Source organism: Planococcus sp. MB-3u-03, assembly GCF_002833405.1.
Classification (GTDB): Bacteria; Bacillota; Bacilli; order Bacillales_A; family Planococcaceae; genus Planococcus.
Genome location: NZ_CP025135.1, coordinates 1896183 through 1920655 on the forward strand (window position 1 = coordinate 1896183; position 24473 = coordinate 1920655).

Below are 24473 nucleotides of genomic sequence, written 5' to 3' on the forward strand. Positions count from 1 at the left end.
AGCAGAAAAGTTACATCGCCTTCAGCGGCAATGTGAAGATGAACGAAGTGCCTTCGCCGAATTTGCTTTCGGCGCGGATTTCTCCCGAATGCGCTTTGATGATATTGCTGGCAATCGCGAGCCCGAGCCCTGTGCCGCCTTTGCCGAGCGTCCTTGCCTTATCGGCTTTATAGAAACGCTCAAAGACGAATTCCAGGTCTTTCTCTGTAATTCCGGCCCCGGTATCGTTGATCGAAACTTTTGCGTAGTCTCCCATGTTTTCGACATGCACATGCACTTGCCCTCCCTGCGGAGTGTGGCGAAGTGCATTATCGATCAAATTCGTCATGACCTGTTCGATGCGGTCTTCGTCGAGTTCGGCTGCCGCCCAGTCATCGAGTTCTGTCGTGAAGCTCAGTTCGATGCCTTTTTCTTTCGCGGCTTGGCTGAATTTCAAGCTCATCCGCTCGATGGCATTATTGAACTGCACCAATTCTTTGTAGAGGCGCATATGGCCTGATTCCAATCGTGCCAAGTTCAATAGGTCCGTGACGAGTCGGCCCATGCGCTGGGATTCCTCGTAGATGATCTTGGTCATTTCGTTGCGCTCTTCTTCGCTTGCACCGACGTCATCCAATAAGGCTTCGCTATAGCCCTGCAGCATGGCGATCGGCGTCCGCAGTTCGTGGGATACATTGGCGATGAAATCTTCACGCAGCTTCTCAAGGCGATGCTGTTCCGTCATGTTATGGAGCACAGCCACCGCCCCGCGTACGCTTTCTCCGCTGTATAGCGGGCTGAAATTGACCGCATAATAGGCGCCTTCGATTTCAAGCTCTTCCTCAATTTCCTCCTGGAATGTCAGGACATGGTCGAGCATATGGAGCATTTCCGATGGCAGCGCATTGGCATCGGTCGTGCCGTCTTTGAAGAGCCATTGCTGCAGCAGCTTCTCTGCTGGCGGATTGTTCAACAGGATCGTCTTATCCTGATTGAAGGTGATTACGGCATCCGCCATCGAAGTCAAGATGCTCGATAATTGCTCTTTCTCCTGGTTGATCACTTCGAGATGATGCTTTAACTGGCGGCCCATCTGATTAAAGGCGATCGCCAATTGGCCGATTTCATCTCCGGAAGATACTTTCACTTTTGTGTCGAAATTCCCTTTCGCCAATTCAAATGCCCCTTCGCGCATATTGCGCAGCGGGGAGGTGATCCGGGTCGATAGGAAAAATGCGAAAAACGTCGTCAATAATAACGCGATAAACGCGGATAGGAAAACGATATTGGTTGTTCTTTCAGCAGTGCGGTCCATAACTTCCAATGATTGGTAAATGAAAACCGTGCCGTGAAGCTCATCGCTTGTTTGAAGAGGCGACGCCATGACGATATACGATTCCATGCGGTCTGCTTCCGACAAGGATGGCAGCAGCATTTCTTTCGTTACCGTATCATCGCTTTCAAATACTTTTTGAAATTCGTTTTCGCTGACGATCTTTTCCCTGATTTCCTCGCCATTCAAGCCATCATGCAAATAATACGAGATTTCCCCCGGTTCTTCGGCGATGACTGCATTGGTTTCGGGCCCTAATACTTCGTCGACGATCGATAAATTGCCTTCCCCGGAGTGGTCATTGAAGATCCGGGCTATCATATTCGCTTCGTTGTGAAGCGCTTCTTCCACTGTCTCGCTATGGAAGTTCCCGAGAAACTCCAACAGCAGCACCGTCACGATAAAAAGGACAAAGGAAACGAGAAGCAAAATGGTTACCCACAGCTTCCCGACGATGCTATTCCATATTCTATTCATTGCCGACCTCGAATTTGTATCCGACACCCCATACGGTGACGATCATCTTAGCGGCGGATTCGGAGACGCGGTTCAATTTCTCCCGCAAGCGTTTGACATGGGTATCCACGGTACGCAAATCGCCGAAAAAGTCATAATGCCATACTTCTTTGAGTAAATGTTCCCGGTCGAACACTTTATCCGGGGATTTTGCCAGGAAATATAAAAGTTCGTATTCTTTCGGCGTCAAATTCACTTCCACGCCGTCTGCTGTCACGCGGTGCGCATCGTGGTCGATCGTCAGATGAGGAAAGACGACCAAGTCTTTTGAGACAGTCGAACTTGTAGAAGGCGAATAAGCAGACGACCGGCGCAAAATCGCTTTTACGCGCAGCACGACTTCCCGCGGGCTGAACGGCTTGACGATATAGTCATCCGCTCCGGATTCAAACCCTTCCACGCGGTTTGCTTCCTCGCCTTTGGCCGTCAGCATGATGATCGGCGTCATTTTCGTCTCCCGAAGTTCGGTTGCCACTTCGATGCCGTCTTTTTCCGGCATCATGAGATCAAGCAGGATGCAATGGTAATCCTTCTCCACTGCTTTTTCCAATGCTTCCACGCCGTTTTCGGCTTCTTCCACCATATATCCTTCACGCTCGAGATACATCTTCAACAGGCGGCGGATCCTCTCTTCATCATCCACTACAAGAATTGTAATTTCTTCAGACATCCTAATCCCTCCAACTTTCATCTCTATACCTTTCATTGTACCGATAAGGGTTCCAAAAATAAACGAAAAGCCTTTTCCTATAGAAGGAAAAGGCTTTTATCGTCAGGCGTATGAATGCAGTCCGGCAATAATCAAGTTGACTGCCACCAAGTTGAACATGATGATGACAAAACCGATTACCGCGAGCCAAGCAGACTTTTCGCCTGCCCAGCCTCTGCCAAGCCGCAAGTGCAAATACGCTGCGTAGAACAAGAATGTAACGAGCGCCCAAACTTCTTTCGGGTCCCAGCCCCAGAAGCGCGACCAGGCGATTTGCGCCCAGATCATGGCGAAGATCAATGCCCCGAGTGAAAAGATTGGGAAGCCGATGATGATCGAACGGTAATTGATCTCATCCATCAGCTGCAGATTGACGTTTTTCGTGAACGGCTGCAGCATTTCGGAAATTCGTTTACGGAAGATGAGACGGATCAATGCGTACAGCACCGTCCCGACCATGACGGACCAAAACACGGTCGTCAGTTTTCCGGCGTGGACGATCGGCGGCATTTCCACCAGCGGCGTAAATGCCCCGTCTGTCATTGACTCAAATTCGTTCATCCCGAAAATTGCCGGCATATTGTAAGTGATTTCCGACGGCTGGCCGTCTTTATTGACATAAGCGAAATCCGCTTCATAATTCGTCAAGGTGAAGAATGTGCTGGTCACGACAAAGCCAAGAACCAAGACCAGCGAATACATGATGGCTTCAAGCCAAAAGCGCTGCTTGGACTTTTTCTTTTGGTCGACGACTTTGAGCAAATAAATCAAGCCGGCCGCCGCACTGATCGCAAGAATTCCTTCCGCGATGACGACCGTGATGACATGGATCGCCAGCCAGTTCGTTTGAAGGGCCGGAATCAACGGGCTCACTTCACTTGGGAACATGCTTGCATAAGCGATGATCAATAAAGCGATCGGCAAGACGATCATCCCGAGCACAGCGGTTTTGTACAACGCGTAGATAATGATGAATCCGCCGACAAGCGTCATGCCAAATGCGGTCGTGAATTCGAACATATTACTGATCGGTGCGTGTCCTGTGACCATCCACCGTGTAATAAAATACCCTAATTGCGCAACGAAGCCGATGACCGTAATAGTGATGGCAACTTTGCCCCAACGCTGTTCAGATCTGTAAGTGCCTTCTTTATTGCCTTTTACAGCGCCCCCGAATACGAATGTTGCAATCAGGTAGGCGATAAAGGCTACGTATAATAAATTGGAACTGATGTCGACTAATGTCATGTCAATTGTTCACCTTCCCTTTTCTCCTGTGCTTCCATGTCTTCCTGTTGGTCGCGATATGCCGGAAGAGAAGCGTGTTCAGTCACCTGGTCCAGATCCTTTTTCAGACCGAACCAGTTTTTATTCGTATGGCCCGCAAGCAAAATGCTGCCATCCGCTTGCTGCTGGATCCAGAAACGGCGGTGATTGAAGTACATCCCTTGCGCCACGCCGATCATGAAGATCAAACCGCCGAGCCCAAGAATTGGCAAGGTGCGGTCTTTGCGCACAGTCAAGCCGGATGCATCTCGCGTCTCGACTCCCTGGAAGGCCAGTTTATAGTCGTTATCGCCTAATGGCTCAACCGTGTTCTGGATGGTGATGAAACTTGTTTCACCGTCCGGCGTATCGGGAGTCGTCATTTTCACGAGGAATCCCGGGTTTTTCGGCAGCGGTGTCGCTGTTTGCGGTTCACCGTTTTCAAAACCGGAGAAGTCAGGATAATAGCCGAGCAGCTCCACAACAGAGCCGTCTTCGAGCTCATAATTGGTTTCCGGATTCACCAAATCGATGGTCAAATCCCCCCGGCTTTCGCCTGTTTCTTTGTTCTCAAGCGCGAAGCTCATCGTTTTCAGCTCATCCTGTTGGAAATCCATCTGATACAAGGCGTAGCCATCGAATTTGAACGGTTGGTTGACGCGGATGGCGTGTTCTTCCACCATTTCCATATCGGCTGTATCGCCAGGCAATGCGCCTTCCGGAATTTTGTAGAGAACGACATCCGTTTGGTAATTTTTCGCTACCGTTCCGACGCGGTCGATCGCTTCACCGAATTTCTCTTCTTCACCTTCACCTGTATAAGTCTCCAAAGTGAAGCCTTTGCTTTCTAGGACGTAACCTGGCGCATCCGGGATCGCACGCGTTTCGCCTTCACGGATCCACAGCGTTTCGTCTACATAGAAACCGGGCATCATGCGCAGCATGACCCCGAACAGGAAGATGATCAATCCGATGTGGTTAACATAAGGGCCCCACCGCGAAAAACGGCCTTTTTCAGCAAGCAAGCCATTTTTATCGGTCGACACCTTATATTTCAAATCGGTCAATTTCTCTTCGGCTTTTTTCAGCGTATCCGCTTCACCTGGCCCTTCCGCCAAGATGCGCTGTTTGCGCATAAAGCTGGAATGGCGCAACACGCGCTGGTTTTTCAAGGATCTATAGAGCGGTACAAAACGGTCGAGGCTCGCAATGATCAGCGAGATCGCGAGCATGCCCACCAGCCCGATAAACCAGAAGGAATTGTACATATCATGAAAGCCAAGCGCATGGTAAACGGTCCCGACACTTCCATAGATATCGGTGTAATAAGCTTCGATATCTGCATCTGTCGCAGCCGGGACGTATTGTTTCTGCGGCAGGATCGTGCCGAGGGCGGCTGCAACCAGTAAAACGATGATGATTCCGACGCCTACTTTAACGCTGGAAAAGAAATTCCAAATTTTGTCGATGATCGACTTATTATACGTCTGTGAACGCCTTGCCGTTCCTTCAAAGCGCATATCCGCCAATTGCTTGTTTTGTTCTTGTTCATTGAGCGGCCGGCCGCACGATTCACAGAGAACCGTACCTGGCGGGTTTTCATGGCCGCATTTGCAAATCAATTTGTCCATCCCAAAAATCTCCTTATTCAGGTTTGATTTCTTCCATAAAACCTGCGATATCCTGCTCTGTCATTTCACCGGTTACGATGCGCTGGATTTCGCCTTGCGGATTCACCAGCATGGTCGTTGGAAGCGGGCGGATATTATATGCAGTCATGACGCTTTTATCGCGGTCGATGACAATCGGGAAATTGAGTCCGTATTGACGGGCGAACGTCTCTACTTCAAAATTCGATTGCGCAATGTTCACCGCAAGGATCTGGACGCCTTGATCTTCATATACTTCGTACTGGTTGGCCATCGCGGGCATTTCCTTGATGCACGGTTCACACCATGTGCCCCAGAAGTTCAGGAACACGCCCTGCCCTTTATAATCGGACAGCTTATGGGTTTCACCGTCGAGATCCGTCAGCGTAAAATCCGGTGCCGGATCTCCCACTTTCAGCACTTCCACTTCGTCAGCCGTCACACTATTGTAGATCGTATAACCAATGGCCGCGACCAATAGCAGCAAAATAACGGAGCGCATGATCGTCCGGTTTTTCTTTTTGTTTCTTTTTTTCTCCGTACTCATAAAGATCCTCCTTCGAAGGATTGGATGCACATCAATTATAGCAAAGTTTTAATGGGCGCCTGCCCACAGTTTTGAAGGGTTTGTGAACGTTAGCGGCGTTTGCCGGTATCCGCAAGCACGCGCAATTGCTTCACTTCGTGGGGGCTGAGCTCTCGCGATTCCCCAGCGTTCAAGCTATGCAATGTCAAAAAGGCGAATTGCTCGCGGCTTAACTTCTGCACCGGGAAGCCGATCGCTTCGAACATGCGGCGGACTTGGCGGTTGCGTCCTTCGTGGATTGTAATCTGGACAATCGCTTTTGCCGCTTTCGTGTCGGCTGACAATAATTTCACTTTTGCCGGCGCGGTCATGCCGTCTTCCAATTTGATGCCGCGTTCGAGTTTCTGGAGATCTTCCTTGTTTGGAATGCCTTTTAAGCGCGCGACATAGGTCTTGTCGATCTCGAATTTCGGATGTGTCAGGCTATTGGCGAATTCACCATCGTTCGTCAAAAGCAATAATCCTGAAGTATCGTAATCGAGGCGTCCGACAGGATAAATGCGTTCTTCGACATTCGGGAAGAAATCCGTCACGACTTTGCGATTCTTGTCATCAGACACTGCTGAAATGACGCCGCGCGGCTTGTATAGCAAAAAGTATACTTTGCGTTCTTTTTCCATTTGAACGCCTTCCACTTCGATTTTATCGGATGGTGTCACTTTGACACCCAATTCCTTGACCGTTTTCCCGTTGACTTTCACTTTGCCATCCAAAATCATTTGTTCTGCTTTGCGCCTAGATGCAATTCCTGCATGCGCCATTACTTTCTGTAATCTTTCCATTTCCTGTTCACCCCATCTAATTAAATACCGGCTGCATAGGCGGCCGATTCTCGTTCTTCGCGGTCTTTCTAACCGGAATTATGGCATAATTCCGGTCAAAGAGAAAGCGCATCGCTCAAAAGAAAAGAAGACTGTTAATGCGTCCCAGTCTTCCCAGTAAGCTCCTATGCATTTACTTCTTCTTTGAATGCTTCTTGAAATTTCGTCATGAAGAGATCGGTGTCTTCTTCCGGTTCCTGTGCCATCTCTTCAGGCAGCGGAGGCAATTCCTCCAAGTTCTTCAAACCGAAATAATTGAGGAATTCGCCGGTCGTGCCATACAAAATGGCACGGCCCGTCCCTTCAGCGCGCCCGCATTCCTGGATCAAGCCCTTGGCTGCGAGAGTCGCCAGTGCTTTTTCGCTCTTCACGCCGCGCAAATCCTCCAGCTCGACTCTGGTGATCGGCTGTTTGTACGCCACGATCGCAAGCACTTCAAGCGAAGCCTGCGACAGTGATTGGGGAGTCGGGTTCTCAACCAGCTTCTGGATGGTTTCCGCCATTTCCGGCTTGGTCACCAATTGATAAACGCCCGCCAGTTCTTTCAGCGTCACCCCGAAACCTTCTCCGTCATAGCGGCTCTTCAGCTCCGTGAGCGCCTGCTCCACTTGTTCTGCATCGGCTTCCGTCAAAAACTGCAATTGGCTGAAACTCAAGCCATCGTCTCCTGTGACAAAAAGCAATGCTTCAATTTGGGCCAAAAGGTTCTTCTTCATCTTGCCACGTTTCCTTTCTTAGTTCCACCGACAATTCGGTGAAATTCTTTTGCTGTTCGACCGCAATCACTTGCCGCTTCATCAATTCAAGCAAGGACAAAAACGAAACGACGAGCACCGCCTGGTCATCAGAGGGGAAAAGTTCGGAAAAATTAGCCCGCCCTTTGAATGATTTCAGCCGTTCGACCATTGAGCCCATCTGTTCTTTAATGGATACTTCCTGGCGTGCGACACGTGTCGAAAGCGGCGCCCTCAATTGCTTTCGGCGCAGCATCTTCTGGAATGCCCCAAGCATATCATAGGCATTGGCATCATAATCCATGGCGTCGGGCTGCTGCTGGAGTTCCGATAAATCAGCAGGCGCTTTCGAATAAAGCACTGCCCGTTCATTTTCCAGCTTCTTCAGTTCGCCGGCCGCTTCTTTGTATTTCTTGTATTCGATCAGCCGCGACACCAATTCGTCGCGGGGGTCTTCTTCATCAAATTCATAATCGACTTCATCGATTTCCCCTTCATGCACCGGCAGCAGCGTCTTGCTCTTAATCGCCAGCAAAGTCGCCGCCATCACCAAGTATTCGCTCGCTTCATTGAGTTCGAGCACTTGCATTGCGCGGATATGCTCCATATACTGTGTAGTGATTTGAGAAACGGGTATATCGTAAATATCGATTTCCAAACGATGAATTAAATGCAATAATAAATCAAGCGGGCCTTCAAAGGCGTCCACTTTCACTTCATAAGACATGTGACTACCACCTGACTGTTCATATTCCTACTATACTTGATTATAAAGAAAGGAGATTGAAATGCATCCGCTTAACCATCCCTTATTCCTTCAGTACATCATCCACTTCAATGATGAAAAGATTATTTCGAATGCCATGAAGTCGGGGAAGAGTATTGGAAACAAATCGCCCCGAAAGACAAGACGCATCCATTGACCGGGTGGATCCAATTGGCGGTCGGCATGTACCATTGGCGCCGCAGCAATTATCCCGGCGCGCTCCGTTCGCTCATACGGGCAAAACCGAAACTCGCTGAAGCAAGCATTTGGACCGAAGGCTTCGACCAGCAGCAACTGACGATGCTTCTAACTGAATCGATACAAGGAGTCACTGACCGCGAGCCATTCGAGCACCGCGACCTGCCGCTTTTGCCAGGCGAGCTGGTTCAAGCGATCGAAGAACGGAAGCAGCAATACTTAGCCCCTGCGCATGATGAATATTATTTGATGCACAAGCACCGATTGCGTGACCGGACGGAAATCATTGCGCTCCGGCAACAGAAAAAAAGGCGGAACCTTTAAGAATTAAAGGCCGCCTTTTTTTACTGGGCATTTATTCAGGAAAGCTTCGGTTTCGTCTGTAGCCCGCATTTCCCGGTGCTGCATCATGTCTTGAATCTTATCGATCATCTGATGGCCGATCCCGTCGCCCCGATGGGATGGATTCACCGACACATGATGGATGGTGTAATGATCATCTGCGACTTCCACACCTAACAACCCGACAAAATCGTCCTCTTTTTTCCATAGGAACAATTGCCATTCCGGGTTTTCTTCGTAGATGTGCATCGTCTGCTGCAGCTTTTTCAGTTCGCGCTCTTTGGGCATGAAAGACAATAAGCCCATGGCGATCTTTTCAAATGATTTTTTGTATCTGTATAACATAATTGATCCCTCATTTTCATCTTAAAAGCAGCTTTACCCATACTACTATAAACTCCCCAATAACTCAAGTTTACGCAGGATCAGCCGCCTGTGACATTGTCTGCAAAGAACAGCCAGTAGGCGATGCCCCAGGCGAATGCCATCAACAGGACGAATAGGAACAGCATGATGTTCTGCTTTCTCAACGCTTAGCCCCCTCTTGCACATAACCCACTTCATTCTTGATCAAGTCTTCAAAGCTCTCCCGCCGGATGACGAGCTGGTGCTTCCCTTCCTCTACAAAAACGACTGCCGGGCGGGTGATCCGGTTGTAATTGCTCGCCATGGAATAGCCATATGCACCGGTACAGAAAACAGCCAGAATGTCACCAGCTGAAACTTCCGGCAACTGCGCTTCTTCAATGAGCTTGTCTCCGGATTCACAGCATTTCCCGGCAATCGTATAAACTTGTCCCGCCTGTTCTTGAGCACGATTGGCAAGCAAGGAACTGTATTTCGCACCGTACAGAGCAGGGCGGATATTGTCGGACATGCCGCCGTCGACCGCTGCATAGCGGCGTGTGTCGGGCACATCTTTTGTCGATCCGATTGTATAGAGCGTCGTGCCAGCGTCGCCGATCAATGAACGGCCCGGCTCGATCCAAATTTCCGGCACTGGGAACCCGGCCCCTTTGGATGCGGTTTTGACCGTGCGGATCATGTCTTTCACATACACGGCAGGCTCAAGCGGAGCATCTTCTTCCGTATAGCGGATGCCGAAGCCGCCGCCTAGATTCAACACGCTGCATGTATAGGAATGGTCTTGTTTCCAGCCCGCCATTTTCAATAGCAATTTTTCAGAAGCCATCTGGAATGCCGCGGTTTCGAAAATCTGTGACCCGATATGGCAGTGGAGGCCGATCAACTCGAGATGTTCATGTGCATAGGTTTCCTTGAAAGCACGGTCTGCCTGGCCGTTGTTCAAATCAAACCCGAATTTCGAGTCTTCCTGGCCGGTCGTGATGTAGTCATGGGTATGGGCTTCAATGCCCGGCGTGACACGAAGCAAGATGTTCATCTTCTGCTGGCGCCGCTCCGCTGTTTTTTTCAGCAGCTCGATTTCATGGAAATTATCGACGACGATACAGCCGATTTCTTCATCAAAAGCCATATCGATTTCCGCATGGCTCTTGTTATTGCCATGAAAATGGATCTTCTCTTTCGGGAATCCGCTTTGGATCGCCGTGTAGAGTTCACCGCCCGACACGACATCGAGCGACAGCCCTTCTTGTGCTGCGACTTGATAGATGGCGATTCCGGAGAATGCTTTGCTGGCATAAGCGACTTGATAGCCGACCTTTTCGTTTTCGAATGTTTTCTGGAACGCTTGTGCGCGTTCGCGGAATAACGCGATATCATAGACGAAAAGCGGCGTGCCGTATTGTGCTGCAAGGTCTACCGCGTCCACTCCCCCGATCGTCAAATGGCCTTTTTCGTTAATTGATTGTGTCCCGTATAGATGCATGTCGACTCCTCCTGAATGGGCTATGTATAGTAAAAATCTTGCTGAGCCTAAACCCAGCAAGATTCGTTTAATCAGTGATCAAAGCAGAGACGAGTTGAATCGCTTCAACCGGCTCGTTTGAATACTCGATACTATTGTATAACATTTCCTGGCATTCCGCGAGGTCCTGTGTATTGGAATAAATTGTGGCCAAAGCTTCGCCTTTTTTGACGAAATCGCCGACTTTCTTGTGCAGCACCAAACCGACCGACAAATCGATGACTGAATCCTTCGTCGCGCGGCCAGCGCCTAGCACCATGGCCGCTGTCCCGATTTCATCCGCTTCCATAAAGGAAATGTAGCCGTCCTGCTTTGCCGGCAGCTCGGTGACGAATTTCGCTTGCGGCAATAGGCTGTGATCATCCACTACAGCGGGGTTGCCGCCCTGGTCTTCGATCAATTGGCGGAACGCCTCTAATGCTGAGCCGTCTTTGATGACGTCTTCTAGCATGGCACGCGCCTCTTCCAATGTGTCTGCTTTGCCGCCGACGACGACCATTTGGCTGCCGAGCACTAGGCACAGTTCCGTCAGATCTTCTGGACCTTTACCTTGCAGGGTTTCAATCGCTTCTTTCACTTCCAGCGCATTGCCGATCGCAAATCCGAGCGGCTGGCTCATATCCGAAATGATGGCCATCGTTTTGCGCCCTGTCGCATTGCCGATGCCAACCATGGCATGCGCCAGTTTTTTGGCATCTTCTTCGGTTTTCATGAACGCGCCTTCGCCTGTTTTCACGTCAAGGACGATGGCATCAGCGCCGGCTGCGATTTTTTTGCTCATGATCGAACTTGCGATCAGCGGGATGCTGTTGACGGTTGCTGTTACGTCACGCAAAGAGTACATTTTTTTATCGGCAGGCGTCAAATTGCCGCTTTGGCCGATGACCGCCAATTTGTGTTCGTTCACTTGGCGGATAAAATCTTCTGTCGACAGCTCGACGTGGAAACCGTCGATCGCTTCGAGTTTGTCGATTGTTCCTCCGGTGTGTCCGAGTCCGCGTCCGCTCATTTTCGCAACCGGCACACCGCACGCTGCAACAAGCGGCCCAAGGACTAGCGTCGTCGTATCGCCGACGCCGCCAGTTGAGTGCTTATCCACTTTGATGCCCTCAATGGCTGACAAATCGATCTGGTCGCCCGACTCAGCCATCGCCATTGTCAAATCTGCCCGCTCACGTTCACTCATATCCTGGAAAAACACAGCCATCAAAAATGAGCTCATTTGATAATCGGCAATTTCGCCATTCGTATAGCCAGAGACGATAAAACGGATTTCTTCTGTGGACAGCTCATGGCCGTCCCGTTTCTTTTCAATCAAGTCCACCATTCTCATTGAACATTACCGCCTTTTCAGTTTAGTTTCGATAGAAAGCTTGTGCCAAATTTCGGCAATTCACCAGCGAAATTCTCGGCAATCGTCGCACCGATATCCGCAAATGTCGACCCTGTTCCAAGGTCAGACCCGCCGTTGAAACGAGGAGAGAATGCGAGAAGCGGCACATATTCGCGCGTATGGTCGGTTCCCGGGAAAGTCGGGTCGTTTCCATGGTCTGCTGTAATGAGCAGCAGATCGTCTTCCTTCAAGCCTTCCAGCACTTCCGGCAGGCGTTGATCGAATGCTTCGAGCGCTTTTGCATAACCTTCCGGGTCTCTGCGATGTCCGAAGAGCGCATCAAAATCCACGAGGTTCAAAAAGCTCAAGCCGTTGAAGTCCTTGCCGACGACTTGGACAAGCTTATCCATGCCGTCTGCGTTATCCGTTGTTCTCACAGCTTCTGTCACGCCCGCGCCATTATAGATATCGTTGATCTTGCCGATAGCGATGACGTCTTTTCCGGCATCCTGCAGTTCATTCATGACAGTGCGGTCAAAAGGCGTCAAGGCATAATCGTGGCGGTTAGATGTGCGTTTAAATGCTCCAGGTTCGCCAAGGAATGGGCGCGCGATGACACGTCCAACCAAGAATTCTGGGTCCAAGGTCAATTCACGGGCCGTTTCACAAATCCGGTACAGCTCATCCAGTGGGATCACTTCTTCGTGTGCGGCAATTTGCAGAACCGGATCAGCAGACGTATAGACGATCAATGCACCAGTCTCCATATGTTCTTTGCCGAGTTCGTCAAGGATTTCAGTGCCGCTTGCCGGTTTATTGCCGATGACTTTGTGTCCTGTCGCCTGTTCAAGTTTGTCGATTAATTCTTTCGGAAATCCTTCTGGATAGACTTTAAACGGTGTATCGATATTGAGTCCCATGATTTCCCAGTGCCCTGTCATTGTATCTTTTCCGACAGAAGCCTCCTCGAGACGTCCGAAATGGGCAGCTGGCGCATCTTGCGCTTCAAGCCCTTTGACCGGGACGATATTGGCTAGTCCCAACTTCTCCATATTCGGCATCGAGAGTCCGCCGACGGATTGCGCGATATGGCCGAGCGTATCCGCTCCCTTGTCCCCGAAAGCTTCAGCATCCGGCGCTTCGCCGATGCCGACAGAATCGAGCACGATTAAATGTATGCGAGTAAACGGTTTCATTGTCATGTAAGTTCCTCCTTATTTGCCCTTTTATTCTATCATATGATTAGCCCATGTCGGAAGTCAGACCTCTCTTATGCGCGAGGATGAAATTGCGAGTACACGTCTTTCAAACGCGTCTTGCTGACATGGGTATAGATTTGAGTCGTTGAAATATCGGCGTGCCCAAGCATTTCCTGTACAGCACGCAGGTCTGCCCCATTTTCGATCAAATGAGTGGCGAATGAATGGCGCAATGTATGCGGGGTCAATTCTTTCTGGATGCCCGCTTTCTGGGCATGCTGCTTCAGCAATTTCCAGAACCCTTGCCGCGTCAAGCGTTTCCCTCTTTGGTTAATGAACAAAGCATCGGTTTTCTCAGACGGATTTCTTAAGGTCAGGCGTCCCGATTCGATGTATTGGCGGTTCGCCTCAAGTGCTGCCCTGCCAAGCGGGATGATCCGTTCCTTGCCGCCTTTTCCTGTGCAGCGCACGAACCCCATCGTCAAATGAACATCTTCCATATCCAAGTTGATGCATTCACTGACACGCATGCCGCTCGCATAAAGCAATTCCAGCATGGCCCGGTCGCGCAGCCCGCTGGCTTTTGACGTATCCGGGGAATTCAATAAAGCATCGATTTCTTCTATAGATAGGATGTTCGGAAGCTTCTTATCCATTTGAGGCATTTCCAAGTGAACGGTTGGGTCCGAATCGCTGCGCTTTTCCCGGATCAAGAATTGGTGGAAACTGCGGATCGAAGAAATATGCCTTGCCACTGTACGCGAAGTTTTCGCCATTTCCTGCAGATGGCGCAGGTGATTCAAAATATGGACACGCTCAATTTTCCCAAGCCGCTCCAATTGTTCGACTTCACTCATATATTGTATGTAGCCTTTCAAATCGCGTTCATATGAAGTCAGCGTGTTATCAGCCAGCTGTCTTTCCACTCGGAGAAAATGCAAATAATCATCCAGTGCATCTTTCGCATCTTTCATCGGGATTCCTCCTTTTTGCGCTGTTTTAATGAAGATAAAAAAAAGACGGCCTACGACAGGCCGCCTTTTAAGCGTCTTTTTCCGGCTTATCAGCACCCGAATCATGGCAGCGCCAACAAATGCCATGAAAAGTCAGACGGTGGTCTTTGATCTGGAAGTTCCAACGCTTTTCCACGACTGCTTCGACATCTTCAAGCAAATCTTCCTGTATTTCATCTACTGCCCCGCACTCTAAGCAAACCAGGTGATGATGGAAGTGTGCTGCGCCTTCCTGACGCAAATCATAACGGGAAACGCCATCCCCAAAGTTTATTTTATCGACAATTTTCAATTCGGTCAGAAGTTCCAATGTACGGTATACCGTAGCAAGCCGATTTCCGGTGCGATGTCCTTGACCAAAAGATAGACATCCTCAGCACTTAGATGGTCTTCTTCATGATCCAATAAAATTCGTACCGTTGCTTCACGCTGTGGCGTCAGCTTATAACTCGCAGCGTGTAATTGCTTTTTTATACGATCTATCCTTGTTTCCATGCGACGCCCTCCCTCAAACTGTATTCATTATATCAAAAGGGCGTTCTCGATTACAACAATCCATGCCGTTTATTATTTAGAATCATTCTTAACTAGTATTTGGATTAATTCTTATCTGATAAGTAGTTTTTAACCCATTGCACTGCGTAAGCGGTTTTCGCATCGTAAATCCGCTCATTATCGATCAAGCTTTGCGCTTCCTCTACCGTCACTTCCAATAATTCCACGAATTCGTCGTCATCCGTCACTGCGCCATTCTCCGCATGGTGCAAGCCGCTCGCAAAGAAAACATGCACCACTTCATCGGCAAATCCGGGTGACGTCGAGAAGCTTATCACTTTTTCGAGCTTATCCGCTGAATAGCCTGTCTCTTCTTCCAGTTCACGCATTGCCGTGTACTCCGGCGCTTCCCCGGGTTCCAGTTTTCCGGCCGGAATTTCGACGAGTGAGCGTTCGAGCGCTTTGCGGTATTGTTCGACCATGATGATTTTCTTTTCACTCGTCAATGCGATGACTGCTACCGCTCCTGGGTGTTCAATCAATTCGCGCTTTGACTGTTTGCCATTCGGCAGCGTCACATCGTCGACTTTCAAATTGATGACCTTGCCTTCGTATAATCGTTCACTATGAATTGTTTTTTCTTCAAATTTCTTCATGCTGGGCCTCATTTCATTTGTAGTTTCAATACCGCAAAGTATACCATAGAGGAAACAAATTTTTACAATGGGGTGAAAAGATGAAATACAATACACTGGGAACCAGCGGCTTCAAGGTCAGTGAAATCGCACTAGGCTGCATGTCACTACCGGAAGACCCTAAGCGGGCAGGAGCCATTATCGACGAAGCGATGGACAATGGCGTCACTTATTTTGACACCGCCGATTTTTACGGAAAAGGAAAGAACGAGGAAATCGTCGGCGGTGCACTTGGCAATCGGCGCAAAGACATCATACTTGCCAGCAAAGTGGGCAACGAATGGTCCGAGGAGTCGGATGAAGTCCAATGGAACCCGACAAAACCTTATATCAAAGAACAAATCCATAACTCGCTGCGCCGCCTCAAAACCGATTACTTGGATTTGTACCAGCTTCACGGCGGGATGATTTCCGATAACTCGGAAGAAACGATCGAAGCCTTCGAGGAATTGAAAAAAGAAGGCTTGATCCGCGCTTACGGAATTTCTTCCATCCGCCCGAATGTCATTCAGCGTTTTTTGACTGATAGTGAGATTGCTTCCATCATGATGCAATACAGCCTCCTTGACCGGCGCCCAGAAGAATTCCTGCCGGAGATCGGTCAAGCCGGCCGCTCTGTAGTGGCACGCGGCAGTTTGGCAAAAGGCCTGCTGACGGCTGAAGGATTGACCCGAGCAGAAAAGATGGGCGACTACTTGCAGTATGGGCCAGATCAACTGCAAGCCACTTTGAAAAAGCTGTCCGCTATCCATGACAATGTCCATGCACTTGCCCTGCATTCGGTGCTGTCGGATAGCACGGTCTCTGCTGCCGTCACCGGAGCGAGCAGCCCTGAACAATTACGTGAAACTTTGCAGGCATACAAACAGCCTGTCAGCGCACAGCAGATTGAAGAGGCCAAGAAAGCCACGCGGCTGGACCGCTACGAACAACATCGCGATTGAACTCCCACTTTTATATGGACAGCGTCCCGCTTGCTGCAGGGCGCTTTTTTGGCCCTTGCGCTATTCTCTAAAAACCGATTTAGTTCCATTAAGGACGTTTGTACCCTTTTTGATAGGCAATGCTTATACAGGCAGATCCGATCGCTATGTCATTTTGGATGACCCCTTATGCTTAGCGGATTTGCTTATATTTCTTAAGGGCTTTTTCGAGAAATACCGATTTTGTACCCAGGCGATTTTATTTATCGAAAAGGACTTTTGCAGGTTTGAAAGAATACCTAGAAGTGAATATACTGATTACGACTGAAATTTTCAAACCTTACTATCAAGAAATCGGGGGCGTGCAAATTGATGAATTTTTATTTGACCCAATCCAAAAAATCTTATCAGTCAGCAGACGGGGATGCCATTTCCATGCATTCATACCTCGTTGTTGAATCAGTAACAAGATCCCTTGGACAGGAGTTTAAAAATCATAAGCTGGCTTGGGAAGCAGAAGACCACTGGCTGCTTGCAGACGCCCCGGAGAAAATCATCCATATGACTAATGGCTACCAGCGTTTCGAACTCTCTGAGCCGGTCTTTGCCTCCCTGCGCTTACTCGCTGAAACCCAGCCAAAAGAGCTTCATACCTTGACGCCTTTTTCCAGAAAGCGTACTTCTGAAACGTTCATTGAGCAGCAGCAAGCTGAGGCACGGAGGGAATTTCACCTGAACGACGTAGCCAAGAGCTTAAAGCAGATGTTCAAGGACATCATGACTGTCTAGAACATTTGCCATATAAAAAAGACGGAGAACATAAACTGTTCTCCGTCTTTTTGCGTTTAGTTTACTTTAAATCTGTTCAGGATCTTCTTTGGCTGCTTCATCTACAGGCTGGTCATCGGGCTGGTCATTGACTGGTTGGTTGACCGGTTGGATGGCCTGTGTATTTCTCGATGTGTAGGTCTTCAGCATGTCAGCAATATCAATGCCCGTCATTTCTTTCAACGGCTCCTGCATGTCCACCATCGTGCGCGTTACGCTTCTGCCGAACGATGGAACGCCTTGGCCGTTTCCGGAATCGATGATTTTCACGGAATCGATATTATTGAGCGGCTGTGCCACTTTTTCGGCGAATACCGGCAACATATCGATCAGTTTCTCCGCAATGATGACATCGCCATGTTCTTCCATCGCTTCCGCCAATGGTTTACGGATTCGCTTCTGCTTTACCGCGTTCACGGATGACTTCCGCTTCAGCAGCACCTTCATCGCGTTTGATCTTCGCTTTCGCTTCCCCGTCAATGACAGAACGTCTCGCTTCCGCTTCTGCCGTACGCGTCGTTTCGTAATAGCTGGCATCCGCTTTCGTTTTGCGGACCTTGCTTTCTTCTTCTTCAAGGCGCACTGCACGTTCGCGCTCCATGAACTGCATGTTCAACTCTTCTTCCTGGATTTCCATTGCGAGTTTCGCTTTTCGAGTTCATACGACTGCTCGGACTTGGCACGAGCGCGTTCGGTTTCTTCCTTGAATGCCGCATCTTTCAAATCTTTTGATTTACGGGATTCAGCAATGGAAATTTGGCGTTTGTACTCTTCTTCTTTCGCTTCCTGATCGGTCTGCGCACGGTGAATGCGTGTTTCCCGCTCCGTGTTGGCTTCCGCGATTTCCGCTTGTTTGCGGACTTCGGCGATGCGCGGCCGCCCGAGGTTCTCGAGATAGCCATTGTCTTCATCAGCATCGCGCAGATCCGTCAATCGAGTGAAGTGATTTTAAAAGCCCATCAAATCAAGCTGTTTTGCGCGATTTCCTGGACATCGGTATTGAATTTCTCCCGGTCGCTATTGATGTCTTCAACCGTCATCTTCGACAAGATGGCCCGCAAATTACTGCCGAGCACTTCGATGATCTCAACTTCAATTTCCTCTTGCTTTTTCCCAAGGAATTGTTCGGCATAATTAGCGATGCCATTCAGGTATCTGCGACTTTCACCATCGCTACAGCATCTGCCACGATCGGCACACCCGCATTCGTGTAAACGCGTGGCGTCGATAACTTCAACTGGAACGAGGTCAAATTGACCGGCGTTGAAGTCTGGAAGCGGCGCAGCAAATAACCACCGCCGCGGATGATCTTCATGGATCGCCCTTCATCGTCCGTAAAAGATGTTCGTGTCTTTTGCGGATCCCCAGTTTCGGTCCTGTAATAATCAAGGCTTCGTTCGATTTGGCTGTGCGGTAGCGGATCTTCATCAAAAAAAATAACCGGCGCCCGCAACTGCCGCCAAAATGAGAATCACAATTAAAATTGAAATAATTCCGATTGACTCCATCTTATCCCATCCTTTTCAATAAGCTGATTTTTCCTGCCCTATTATGTACGGTCGAATCAGTAAGATGTTTCAAAAAGGAAAGAATAGCCATTCTTTTTACAAACTAATCTGCCATTACTTTAATCAATGAAAAACAACGGATAATACCATCAACACAAACACAAAATAACCGAAATGGATCCATGGTTTTGCATGCGGCTGGATCAGCCTTGGTTCCATTTGTTCCTGGTCTTTCTCCAGCCCCGGGCTTGGCGGCATCTCTTCATCCCTCATCATCTGTTCCTCCTGCGATCGATTTTCCCCTTTTAATTTTCAAGCCTGCGTTGAATGATCATGATAGTAACTTGCACTCCTTTCATTATATCAATTGACGGTAAATGGAATATAAAATATTTTGAAATCATTAACTAATTACGGTTAAATAAACCGATAACCAGCTTTTTAATAAAATAAAATAATAATTACATTGCAAAGGAAGGATATTCTCTCAGGAATGGGGTGGACAGGCCATGAAACTCATCGACGATCTGGCTGGCGCAATTTATGATGTCTTGAAGTGGATTGTATGGGGTTTTCTTATTTTGCTGCTGGGGTGGTTATTGTAGGCCCCTTGTATTTAATCACCTTTCTGTTCAGATGGTTAAGTTGAACGAAGAACCCCTGTCATCAATTATGACAGGGGGTTTCACCGTTAATATTTAGTTCCTGAATCTCCATGGCGCTCGAGCAATTCGGCAAACGACAGGTTCTTCTCGCGCTCTTTGCGTTCAAACTGGCGCTGTGCTTCTTTTTCTTCCTCAAGTTTCTGCTGGTCTTTCACTAACTCTTTTTTCGTGGCTTTCAGCTTCAATAGCTGGTCTTCCGAAAAAAGGCCGTTATCATTGATTTTATCTTTCGCCATCCTATTCTCTCCTTATGGACGTTTTACGATCGTTGCAACGCCTTGTCCGCCGCCGATGCAAAGCGTCGCAAGGCCTGTCTTGGCGTCGCGCTTTTTCATCTCGTGCAGAAGCGTCACGAAAATCCGTGTACCGCTCGCACCAATCGGGTGGCCGATTGCAATGGCGCCTCCGTTGACATTCAATTTTTCATGGTCAAACTTCAATTCACGGTCGACCGCTATCGATTGTGCCGCAAACGCTTCGTTCGCTTCGATCAAATCGATATCGCCAAGCGTCATATTGGCTTTCTTCAACGCGTTTTTTACCGCTTGTACAGGGCCGATGCCCATGACAGCAGGATCGACGCCTGCGTTGCCATTCGCAGCAATGACTGCAAGCGGTGTGATGCCCAGTTCGTCGGCTTTTTCTTTCTTCATGACGATCACTGCTGCCGCGCCATCGTTAATGCCGGATGCGTTGCCAGCTGTGACTGAGCCGTCTTTCTTGAACGCCGGGCGCAGTTTCGCGAGTTTCTCCTCGGTTGAAGAAGCTTTCACGTATTCATCCGTAGTAAAGACGACCGGATCCCCTTTGCGCTGAGGGATTTCTACCGGCACGATTTCTTCGTCAAAACGCCCGCCTTCGATTGCCGCTGATGCCCGGGCTTGTGAACGGGCTGCAAAGCGATCTTGTTCTTCGCGTGAAATCTCATAGCGGTCGCACAGGTTTTCGGCTGTCACACCCATATGGTAATCGTTGAATGCACACGTCAAGCCGTCATGGACCATGCTGTCGACCACTTTCTGGTCGCCCATGCGGTAACCGTCTCTTGCGCCTTCTAATAGATACGGGGCACGGCTCATATTCTCCATGCCGCCTGCCACGACGATATCGGCATCACCCGCAAAAATCGCCTGGTAAGCCAAATGGATCGATTTCAAGCCGGATCCGCATACTTTATTGATGGTCATCGCTGGCACCGTCTCCGGAAGCCCTGCTTTGATGGAAGCCTGGCGCGCCGGGTTTTGCCCGAGCCCTGCTTGCAGAACATTGCCCATGATGACTTCCGATACTTGGTCGCCCGCTACCCCTGCGCGCAATAAAGCTTCCTTGATGACGATGGCTCCGAGATCTGTCGCCGGCACATCTTTCAGCGCCCCCTGGAACGAACCGACTGCGGTTCTGACAGCGCTTGCAATTACGATTTCTTGTGACATTTCTTTTGTCCCCCTTGTCTGCTTCTTGCTCTTTTATCCCCCCTATCGCTACAATAAAGCTAAGGGGGGATAGTATGTTTAGTTTACCAAAAACAGCTACGATTATCGAGGTTGGGCCGCGCGATGGCCTGCAAAATGAAGCCAGGACCGTCAACACCGAAGACAAACTGGATTTTATCAAGGTCTTGCAGGAAGCAGGATTAAAGGAAATGGAGCTGACTTCGTTCGTGTCACCAAAATGGGTGCCGCAAATGGCCGATGCACGGGATATCGTTGCCGGTGCAAAAAAGACCGGCCGCCAGCTGGTGCTGACGCCAAATGAACGCGGCATCACATCCGCCTTGGATGCCGGTGCAGATTCAATCGCCGTCTTCGTGGGCGTTTCCAATTCATTCAATGAAAAAAATATCAACAAGACGACAGCCCAGTCCATGGAAACATTGAAGCCATTGATCGAAAAGGTCAAACAGGACGGCATCTTCGTCCGCGCCTGCATTTCAACAGCGTTCTATTGTCCGTTTGAAGGAGCAGTCGATCCGCATCGAACGATCGATTTATGCCGCCAATTCGTCGATTGGGGAGTCGATGAATTGAGCGTCGCTGATACGATCGGTTTGGCGAATCCTCAAGAAAGCCATGAGTTGTTCAGCCGATTGAAAGAGCAATTTCCGGATGTCCTGATTGCAGCGCACTTCCACGACACGAGACGTATGGCGCTCGCCAATGCCTATGCAGCACTTGTTGCCGGAATCGACCGGTTCGACGCTTCCGCTGGCGGACTCGGCGGCTGCCCATTTGCACCGGGTGCTACCGGCAATGTCGCGACCGAAGATTTGATCCATATGTTCCACCGCATGGGCGTCGACACCGGAGTCGATCTCGAGAAACTTTACGAAGCGATCTCGCTCATTGAACCGCATGTATCGAATCCGCTGCAAACAGGCATGTATACGTTATACAAAAACAGAAAATGAGGTGTGTGCGCCGTGAAAAAGCGACTATTGTTGACTTCTGCCATCGTATCGAGCACATTGACTGCTTCTTTTGCCGCATTGGGTTTTGCCGCAAGCAACCGTCTGATGTATGTAAAGAATAAAGACGCATCCTTGATTTTGGAACGGGAAACGAACGCCAAACGCTATGATGAAGCTTGGTATGCCAATGCCAAGAAAAGCGAACAATGGATCGAATCCGCTAACGGCTATCCGATCAAAGCGATTTTCCTGGAGCCGCACACCACAAACCGATACGTCATCATTTGCCATGGTGTCACCGAAAGCAAAGTGAACTCGTTTAAATATGCGCGCATGTTTGAACGCCTCGGATTCAACTCTGTCGTCTATGACCACCGCCGACACGGCGAATCCGGGGGCAAGACGACGAGCTTCGGGCATTATGAGAAGCTGGATCTGCAAGCAGTTGTAAAGGCCTTGAAACTCCATGTCGGGCCATCTTTGTTCTTCGGCATCCACGGGGAATCGATGGGTGCCGCGACGACGCTATTATATGCCGGAATGGAGGACTCGGCAGATTTTTACATCTCCGACTGTGCCTATTCCGATATCAGCGAACAGATTCTGCACGTCATGCGCACGACGACGCCGATGCGCACTTCTTTGGCGCTTCGCCTTGCCAATGTATTCCTGAAACTGCGCGACGGCTATTCCATTACCACCGTATCGCCCCGGGAAGTCGTGAAAAAGATTGCAAAGCCTGTGTTGTTCATCCATAGCCTGCCTGATGAGTTCGTCTTGCCGAAAATGACGAAAGAATTATTTGAATTGAAACAAGGCGCCAAACAGCTCAAACTATTCGAACAAGGCGAACATGCCCAATCATTCAATAAAAATCCGGACGAATACGAAGGGACGGTTGCAGAGTTCCTGATGGCCTATGATTTATTAATACCTAAACCTGCTGCTGATGTTTCACAGATTTCCAGCTGAGCTAAAATGAATGCATAAAAGAACCACCGTTCAGAAACGAACGGTGGTTCTTCTTATTCATCACCTATGGGCGAATAATTGCATAAGCGTTTATTTTTGCCCGGTTTTGTCGAGGCTTTGTTCATTTGAGCCATCATTTGGTTGATTTTCTTTTGAGATGGTTTTTGACCCATTTGCATCATCATAATCCGCAGCATCTCTTCGTTGATCGGTGGGTTGTCCTGCAAATATTTCATCATGTATCGGCGAGCGATAAAGAATCCAAGTGCAACACCTGCGAGTAAAGCCACAATTACGATAACAATCCAGATCCATGTATCCATACAAATTACCTCCTTCGTGTTGCCAATTAAATCATGCACCAAAAAGGATTATACTATAAATTTCAGGACGTGACTATATGAACGGCATTAAAATTGCGGAGAAACAAAGACTGCGTCCCCACATACACTGAGCAGCCGCGGCACGGTCACTCGCGGGACGAATTCAAGGGCACGTATCCCGCTTTTTCGACCAAGCGCTGCCCTTGACTGGAAGTGAACCATTCTGCCAGTTTCAAAGCTTCCGGGCTGCTATGCTGCGTGGTGACGATATAAAACTCCGAAGTTAGTGGATATTCATCATTTCGAATGGCGTTAACTGACGGCACAATGCCATCGATAGCCAAGTATCGAATCACTTTATTGCCGGCCATTTCCTCCCCGTAGAAACGGAATGTAAAACCGAGCGCATTTTTGTGATTTTTATATTCTGCCACCTGATCGATGATGCCGCCCATGCCTTCTTCTATGTTTTCAAGGGGAGCCTCCATCACCGGCACCTCGCCCATGAACTGAAGCAGCGTTGTTTGGCTGCCGCTGTCTTCAGGGCGCTGGAAAGCCCTGATCTCTTCAGCATCTCCACCAACTGAAGACCAATCGGTGATTTCGCCGCTATAGATCATGCGAAGATCTTCAGAACTCAATGACTCGACCGGGTTGTCTGTATGGACGAAAAAGACGAACGCCTCTTTCCCGATCGGCGTCAGTGTAAGCTCGAGCCCCTTGGCATCTGCTGTTTTCAACTGCCCCTGTGATGGCGCTGCGGCAAAAATTGCATCCACCTCTCCTTCGAACAAATTGGAATAAGCAAAAGGCGTGGTATTGACCATCACTTCACTAGCTGATGGTTCATACCAATCTTCTGGATACATCATTTCTGCAGCGGCTGCATATATTGGGTAAAGCGCGGTCGCTCCGTCAAGCCTTGGCAAATCCCCTTCAAACTGGAGTTCGGGCTCCTCCTCCAACACATTCAACTTGGAGTCTTCTTGAAACGGTATATATGAATAGATGTCCACTTCAGCCGAAACGCCAGGGATGGAATCCAAATAAGCTTGGTAAAGCGGCCAAACGGCGAGCATGATGGCAAGAACAACGAACACTACCGCTGTCTGTTTCCACCTTTTTGCGTCGCCAATTCGCTTGGATAGTAAAAAAATGAAAAACAAAAACAGCAGAACAAAGAAAAACAACGGCAGCCATGCCCTTTCCCCCGATAGCAGTAGCACAATGCCTCCAAAAAAACCGACGATGCTTAAAGCGATGAAAATAGCAAACGCTGGTATTAAACTCCATAATTTCTTCATAATCCCACCTCTTAAAACGAT

General features: G+C 49.1%; 29 protein-coding genes and 1 pseudogene. 5 read left to right on the plus strand and 25 right to left on the minus strand.

What is annotated here, in order from left to right; genetic code table 11:
* Nucleotides 1-10: 10 nt before the first annotated feature.
* The 8 genes from CW734_RS10840 to CW734_RS10875 all read right to left on the minus strand — a co-directional run bounded on the left by CW734_RS10840 (nt 11) and on the right by CW734_RS10875 (nt 8320).
* Nucleotides 11-1789, minus strand: a complete 1779-nt coding sequence (locus tag CW734_RS10840) for an ATP-binding protein (protein WP_101190468.1) — start codon at nt 1787-1789, stop codon at nt 11-13.
* Complete coding sequence (locus tag CW734_RS10845; protein ID WP_101190469.1) at nt 1782-2498, minus strand: response regulator transcription factor; 717 nt, start codon at nt 2496-2498, stop codon at nt 1782-1784. The genes CW734_RS10840 and CW734_RS10845 overlap by 8 nt, the downstream gene beginning before the upstream one ends.
* 102 nt (nt 2499-2600) lie before the next feature.
* The gene (ccsB, locus tag CW734_RS10850; RefSeq protein ID WP_101190470.1) at nt 2601-3785 is read right to left on the minus strand and encodes a c-type cytochrome biogenesis protein CcsB; all 1185 of its coding nucleotides are present in this window, start codon (nt 3783-3785) and stop codon (nt 2601-2603) included.
* Nucleotides 3782-5434: a cytochrome c biogenesis ResB family protein gene (locus tag CW734_RS10855; RefSeq protein ID WP_101190471.1), complete on the minus strand. Its 1653-nt coding sequence runs from the start codon at nt 5432-5434 to the stop codon at nt 3782-3784. Before CW734_RS10855 ends, ccsB begins: the two co-directional genes overlap by 4 nt.
* A 13-nt stretch (nt 5435-5447) precedes the next feature.
* On the minus strand, nt 5448-5999 hold the full coding sequence (resA, locus tag CW734_RS10860; RefSeq protein ID WP_101190472.1) for a thiol-disulfide oxidoreductase ResA: 552 nt from the start codon (nt 5997-5999) through the stop codon (nt 5448-5450).
* An 89-nt stretch (nt 6000-6088) separates the two neighbouring features.
* A complete protein-coding gene (locus CW734_RS10865) occupies nt 6089-6820 on the minus strand; it encodes a pseudouridine synthase (protein WP_101190473.1) in 732 nt (243 codons plus the stop codon).
* A gap of 164 nt (nt 6821-6984) precedes the next feature.
* Nucleotides 6985-7575, minus strand: a complete 591-nt coding sequence (gene scpB, locus CW734_RS10870; protein WP_101190474.1) for an SMC-Scp complex subunit ScpB — start codon at nt 7573-7575, stop codon at nt 6985-6987.
* Nucleotides 7547-8320, minus strand: a complete 774-nt coding sequence (locus tag CW734_RS10875; RefSeq protein ID WP_101190475.1) for a segregation/condensation protein A — start codon at nt 8318-8320, stop codon at nt 7547-7549. Before CW734_RS10875 ends, scpB begins: the two co-directional genes overlap by 29 nt.
* A gap of 165 nt (nt 8321-8485) precedes the next feature.
* Between CW734_RS10875 and CW734_RS10880 the strand changes: the two genes are divergently transcribed.
* Nucleotides 8486-8881 carry a DUF309 domain-containing protein gene (locus CW734_RS10880; RefSeq protein ID WP_232787266.1) on the plus strand — a complete coding sequence of 132 codons (396 nt, stop codon included), beginning with the start codon at nt 8486-8488 and terminating at the stop codon, nt 8879-8881.
* Between the two features lie 3 nt (nt 8882-8884).
* On the opposite strand, the gene CW734_RS10885 is transcribed toward CW734_RS10880, so the two are convergent.
* The 7 genes and pseudogenes from CW734_RS10885 to CW734_RS10915 form a co-directional block, all read right to left on the minus strand.
* Nucleotides 8885-9244, minus strand: coding sequence for a GNAT family N-acetyltransferase (locus tag CW734_RS10885; RefSeq protein WP_058380529.1), 360 nt, complete (start codon nt 9242-9244; stop codon nt 8885-8887).
* 181 nt (nt 9245-9425) lie between these two features.
* Nucleotides 9426-10748: a diaminopimelate decarboxylase gene (lysA, locus tag CW734_RS10890; RefSeq protein WP_101190476.1), complete on the minus strand. Its 1323-nt coding sequence runs from the start codon at nt 10746-10748 to the stop codon at nt 9426-9428.
* 67 nt (nt 10749-10815) lie between these two features.
* Nucleotides 10816-12120, minus strand: coding sequence for a pyrimidine-nucleoside phosphorylase (locus CW734_RS10895; protein ID WP_101190477.1), 1305 nt, complete (start codon nt 12118-12120; stop codon nt 10816-10818).
* Between the two features lie 17 nt (nt 12121-12137).
* On the minus strand, nt 12138-13322 hold the full coding sequence (deoB, locus tag CW734_RS10900; RefSeq protein ID WP_101190478.1) for a phosphopentomutase: 1185 nt from the start codon (nt 13320-13322) through the stop codon (nt 12138-12140).
* Nucleotides 13323-13390: 68 nt separating this feature from the next.
* A complete protein-coding gene (gene xerD / locus CW734_RS10905) occupies nt 13391-14293 on the minus strand; it encodes a site-specific tyrosine recombinase XerD (RefSeq protein ID WP_101190479.1) in 903 nt (300 codons plus the stop codon).
* Nucleotides 14294-14360: 67 nt separating this feature from the next.
* Nucleotides 14361-14827, minus strand: a pseudogene (gene fur / locus CW734_RS10910) (ferric iron uptake transcriptional regulator).
* Nucleotides 14828-14931: 104 nt separating this feature from the next.
* The gene (locus CW734_RS10915; RefSeq protein ID WP_101190480.1) at nt 14932-15483 is read right to left on the minus strand and encodes an NUDIX domain-containing protein; all 552 of its coding nucleotides are present in this window, start codon (nt 15481-15483) and stop codon (nt 14932-14934) included.
* A gap of 80 nt (nt 15484-15563) precedes the next feature.
* Between CW734_RS10915 and CW734_RS10920 the strand changes: the two genes are divergently transcribed.
* Entirely contained in the window at nt 15564-16466 is a 903-nt protein-coding gene (locus tag CW734_RS10920) for an aldo/keto reductase (protein WP_101190481.1), read from the plus strand.
* Nucleotides 16467-16814: 348 nt separating this feature from the next.
* A complete protein-coding gene (locus CW734_RS10925; RefSeq protein ID WP_101190482.1) occupies nt 16815-17234 on the plus strand; it encodes a hypothetical protein in 420 nt (139 codons plus the stop codon).
* A 66-nt stretch (nt 17235-17300) separates the two neighbouring features.
* Here the strand turns inward: CW734_RS10925 and CW734_RS20010 are convergent, their stop codons facing one another.
* From CW734_RS20010 to CW734_RS10940, 8 genes are all read right to left on the minus strand, one after another.
* Nucleotides 17301-17690, minus strand: a complete 390-nt coding sequence (locus tag CW734_RS20010) for a hypothetical protein (RefSeq protein ID WP_442956944.1) — start codon at nt 17688-17690, stop codon at nt 17301-17303.
* Nucleotides 17659-17910 (minus strand): hypothetical protein, encoded by a 252-nt coding sequence (locus tag CW734_RS20015; RefSeq protein WP_442956945.1) that lies wholly within the window; start codon nt 17908-17910, stop codon nt 17659-17661. Before CW734_RS20015 ends, CW734_RS20010 begins: the two co-directional genes overlap by 32 nt.
* Complete coding sequence (locus tag CW734_RS20020; RefSeq protein WP_442956946.1) at nt 17886-18206, minus strand: flotillin family protein; 321 nt, start codon at nt 18204-18206, stop codon at nt 17886-17888. Before CW734_RS20020 ends, CW734_RS20015 begins: the two co-directional genes overlap by 25 nt.
* 26 nt (nt 18207-18232) lie before the next feature.
* Nucleotides 18233-18349, minus strand: a complete 117-nt coding sequence (locus tag CW734_RS20025) for an SPFH domain-containing protein (RefSeq protein WP_442956947.1) — start codon at nt 18347-18349, stop codon at nt 18233-18235.
* A 71-nt stretch (nt 18350-18420) separates the two neighbouring features.
* A complete protein-coding gene (locus CW734_RS20030; protein WP_442956948.1) occupies nt 18421-18588 on the minus strand; it encodes a hypothetical protein in 168 nt (55 codons plus the stop codon).
* 316 nt (nt 18589-18904) lie between these two features.
* A complete protein-coding gene (locus tag CW734_RS18305; RefSeq protein ID WP_157824151.1) occupies nt 18905-19057 on the minus strand; it encodes a hypothetical protein in 153 nt (50 codons plus the stop codon).
* Nucleotides 19058-19472: 415 nt separating this feature from the next.
* Nucleotides 19473-19682: a DUF3886 domain-containing protein gene (locus CW734_RS10935; protein ID WP_101190483.1), complete on the minus strand. Its 210-nt coding sequence runs from the start codon at nt 19680-19682 to the stop codon at nt 19473-19475.
* 12 nt (nt 19683-19694) lie between these two features.
* Nucleotides 19695-20879, minus strand: a complete 1185-nt coding sequence (locus tag CW734_RS10940; RefSeq protein WP_101190484.1) for an acetyl-CoA C-acetyltransferase — start codon at nt 20877-20879, stop codon at nt 19695-19697.
* Between the two features lie 74 nt (nt 20880-20953).
* Here CW734_RS10940 and CW734_RS10945 point away from each other — a divergent pair, with 74 nt between their 5' ends.
* On the plus strand, nt 20954-21853 hold the full coding sequence (locus CW734_RS10945) for a hydroxymethylglutaryl-CoA lyase (protein ID WP_101190485.1): 900 nt from the start codon (nt 20954-20956) through the stop codon (nt 21851-21853).
* A gap of 12 nt (nt 21854-21865) precedes the next feature.
* Nucleotides 21866-22825, plus strand: a complete 960-nt coding sequence (locus CW734_RS10950) for an alpha/beta hydrolase (protein ID WP_101190486.1) — start codon at nt 21866-21868, stop codon at nt 22823-22825.
* A 53-nt stretch (nt 22826-22878) separates the two neighbouring features.
* On the opposite strand, the gene CW734_RS10955 is transcribed toward CW734_RS10950, so the two are convergent.
* Nucleotides 22879-23148, minus strand: coding sequence for a YneF family protein (locus CW734_RS10955; protein ID WP_101190487.1), 270 nt, complete (start codon nt 23146-23148; stop codon nt 22879-22881).
* Between the two features lie 146 nt (nt 23149-23294).
* Complete coding sequence (locus CW734_RS10960; RefSeq protein WP_101190488.1) at nt 23295-24452, minus strand: PstS family phosphate ABC transporter substrate-binding protein; 1158 nt, start codon at nt 24450-24452, stop codon at nt 23295-23297.
* Nucleotides 24453-24473: the final 21 nt, after the last annotated feature.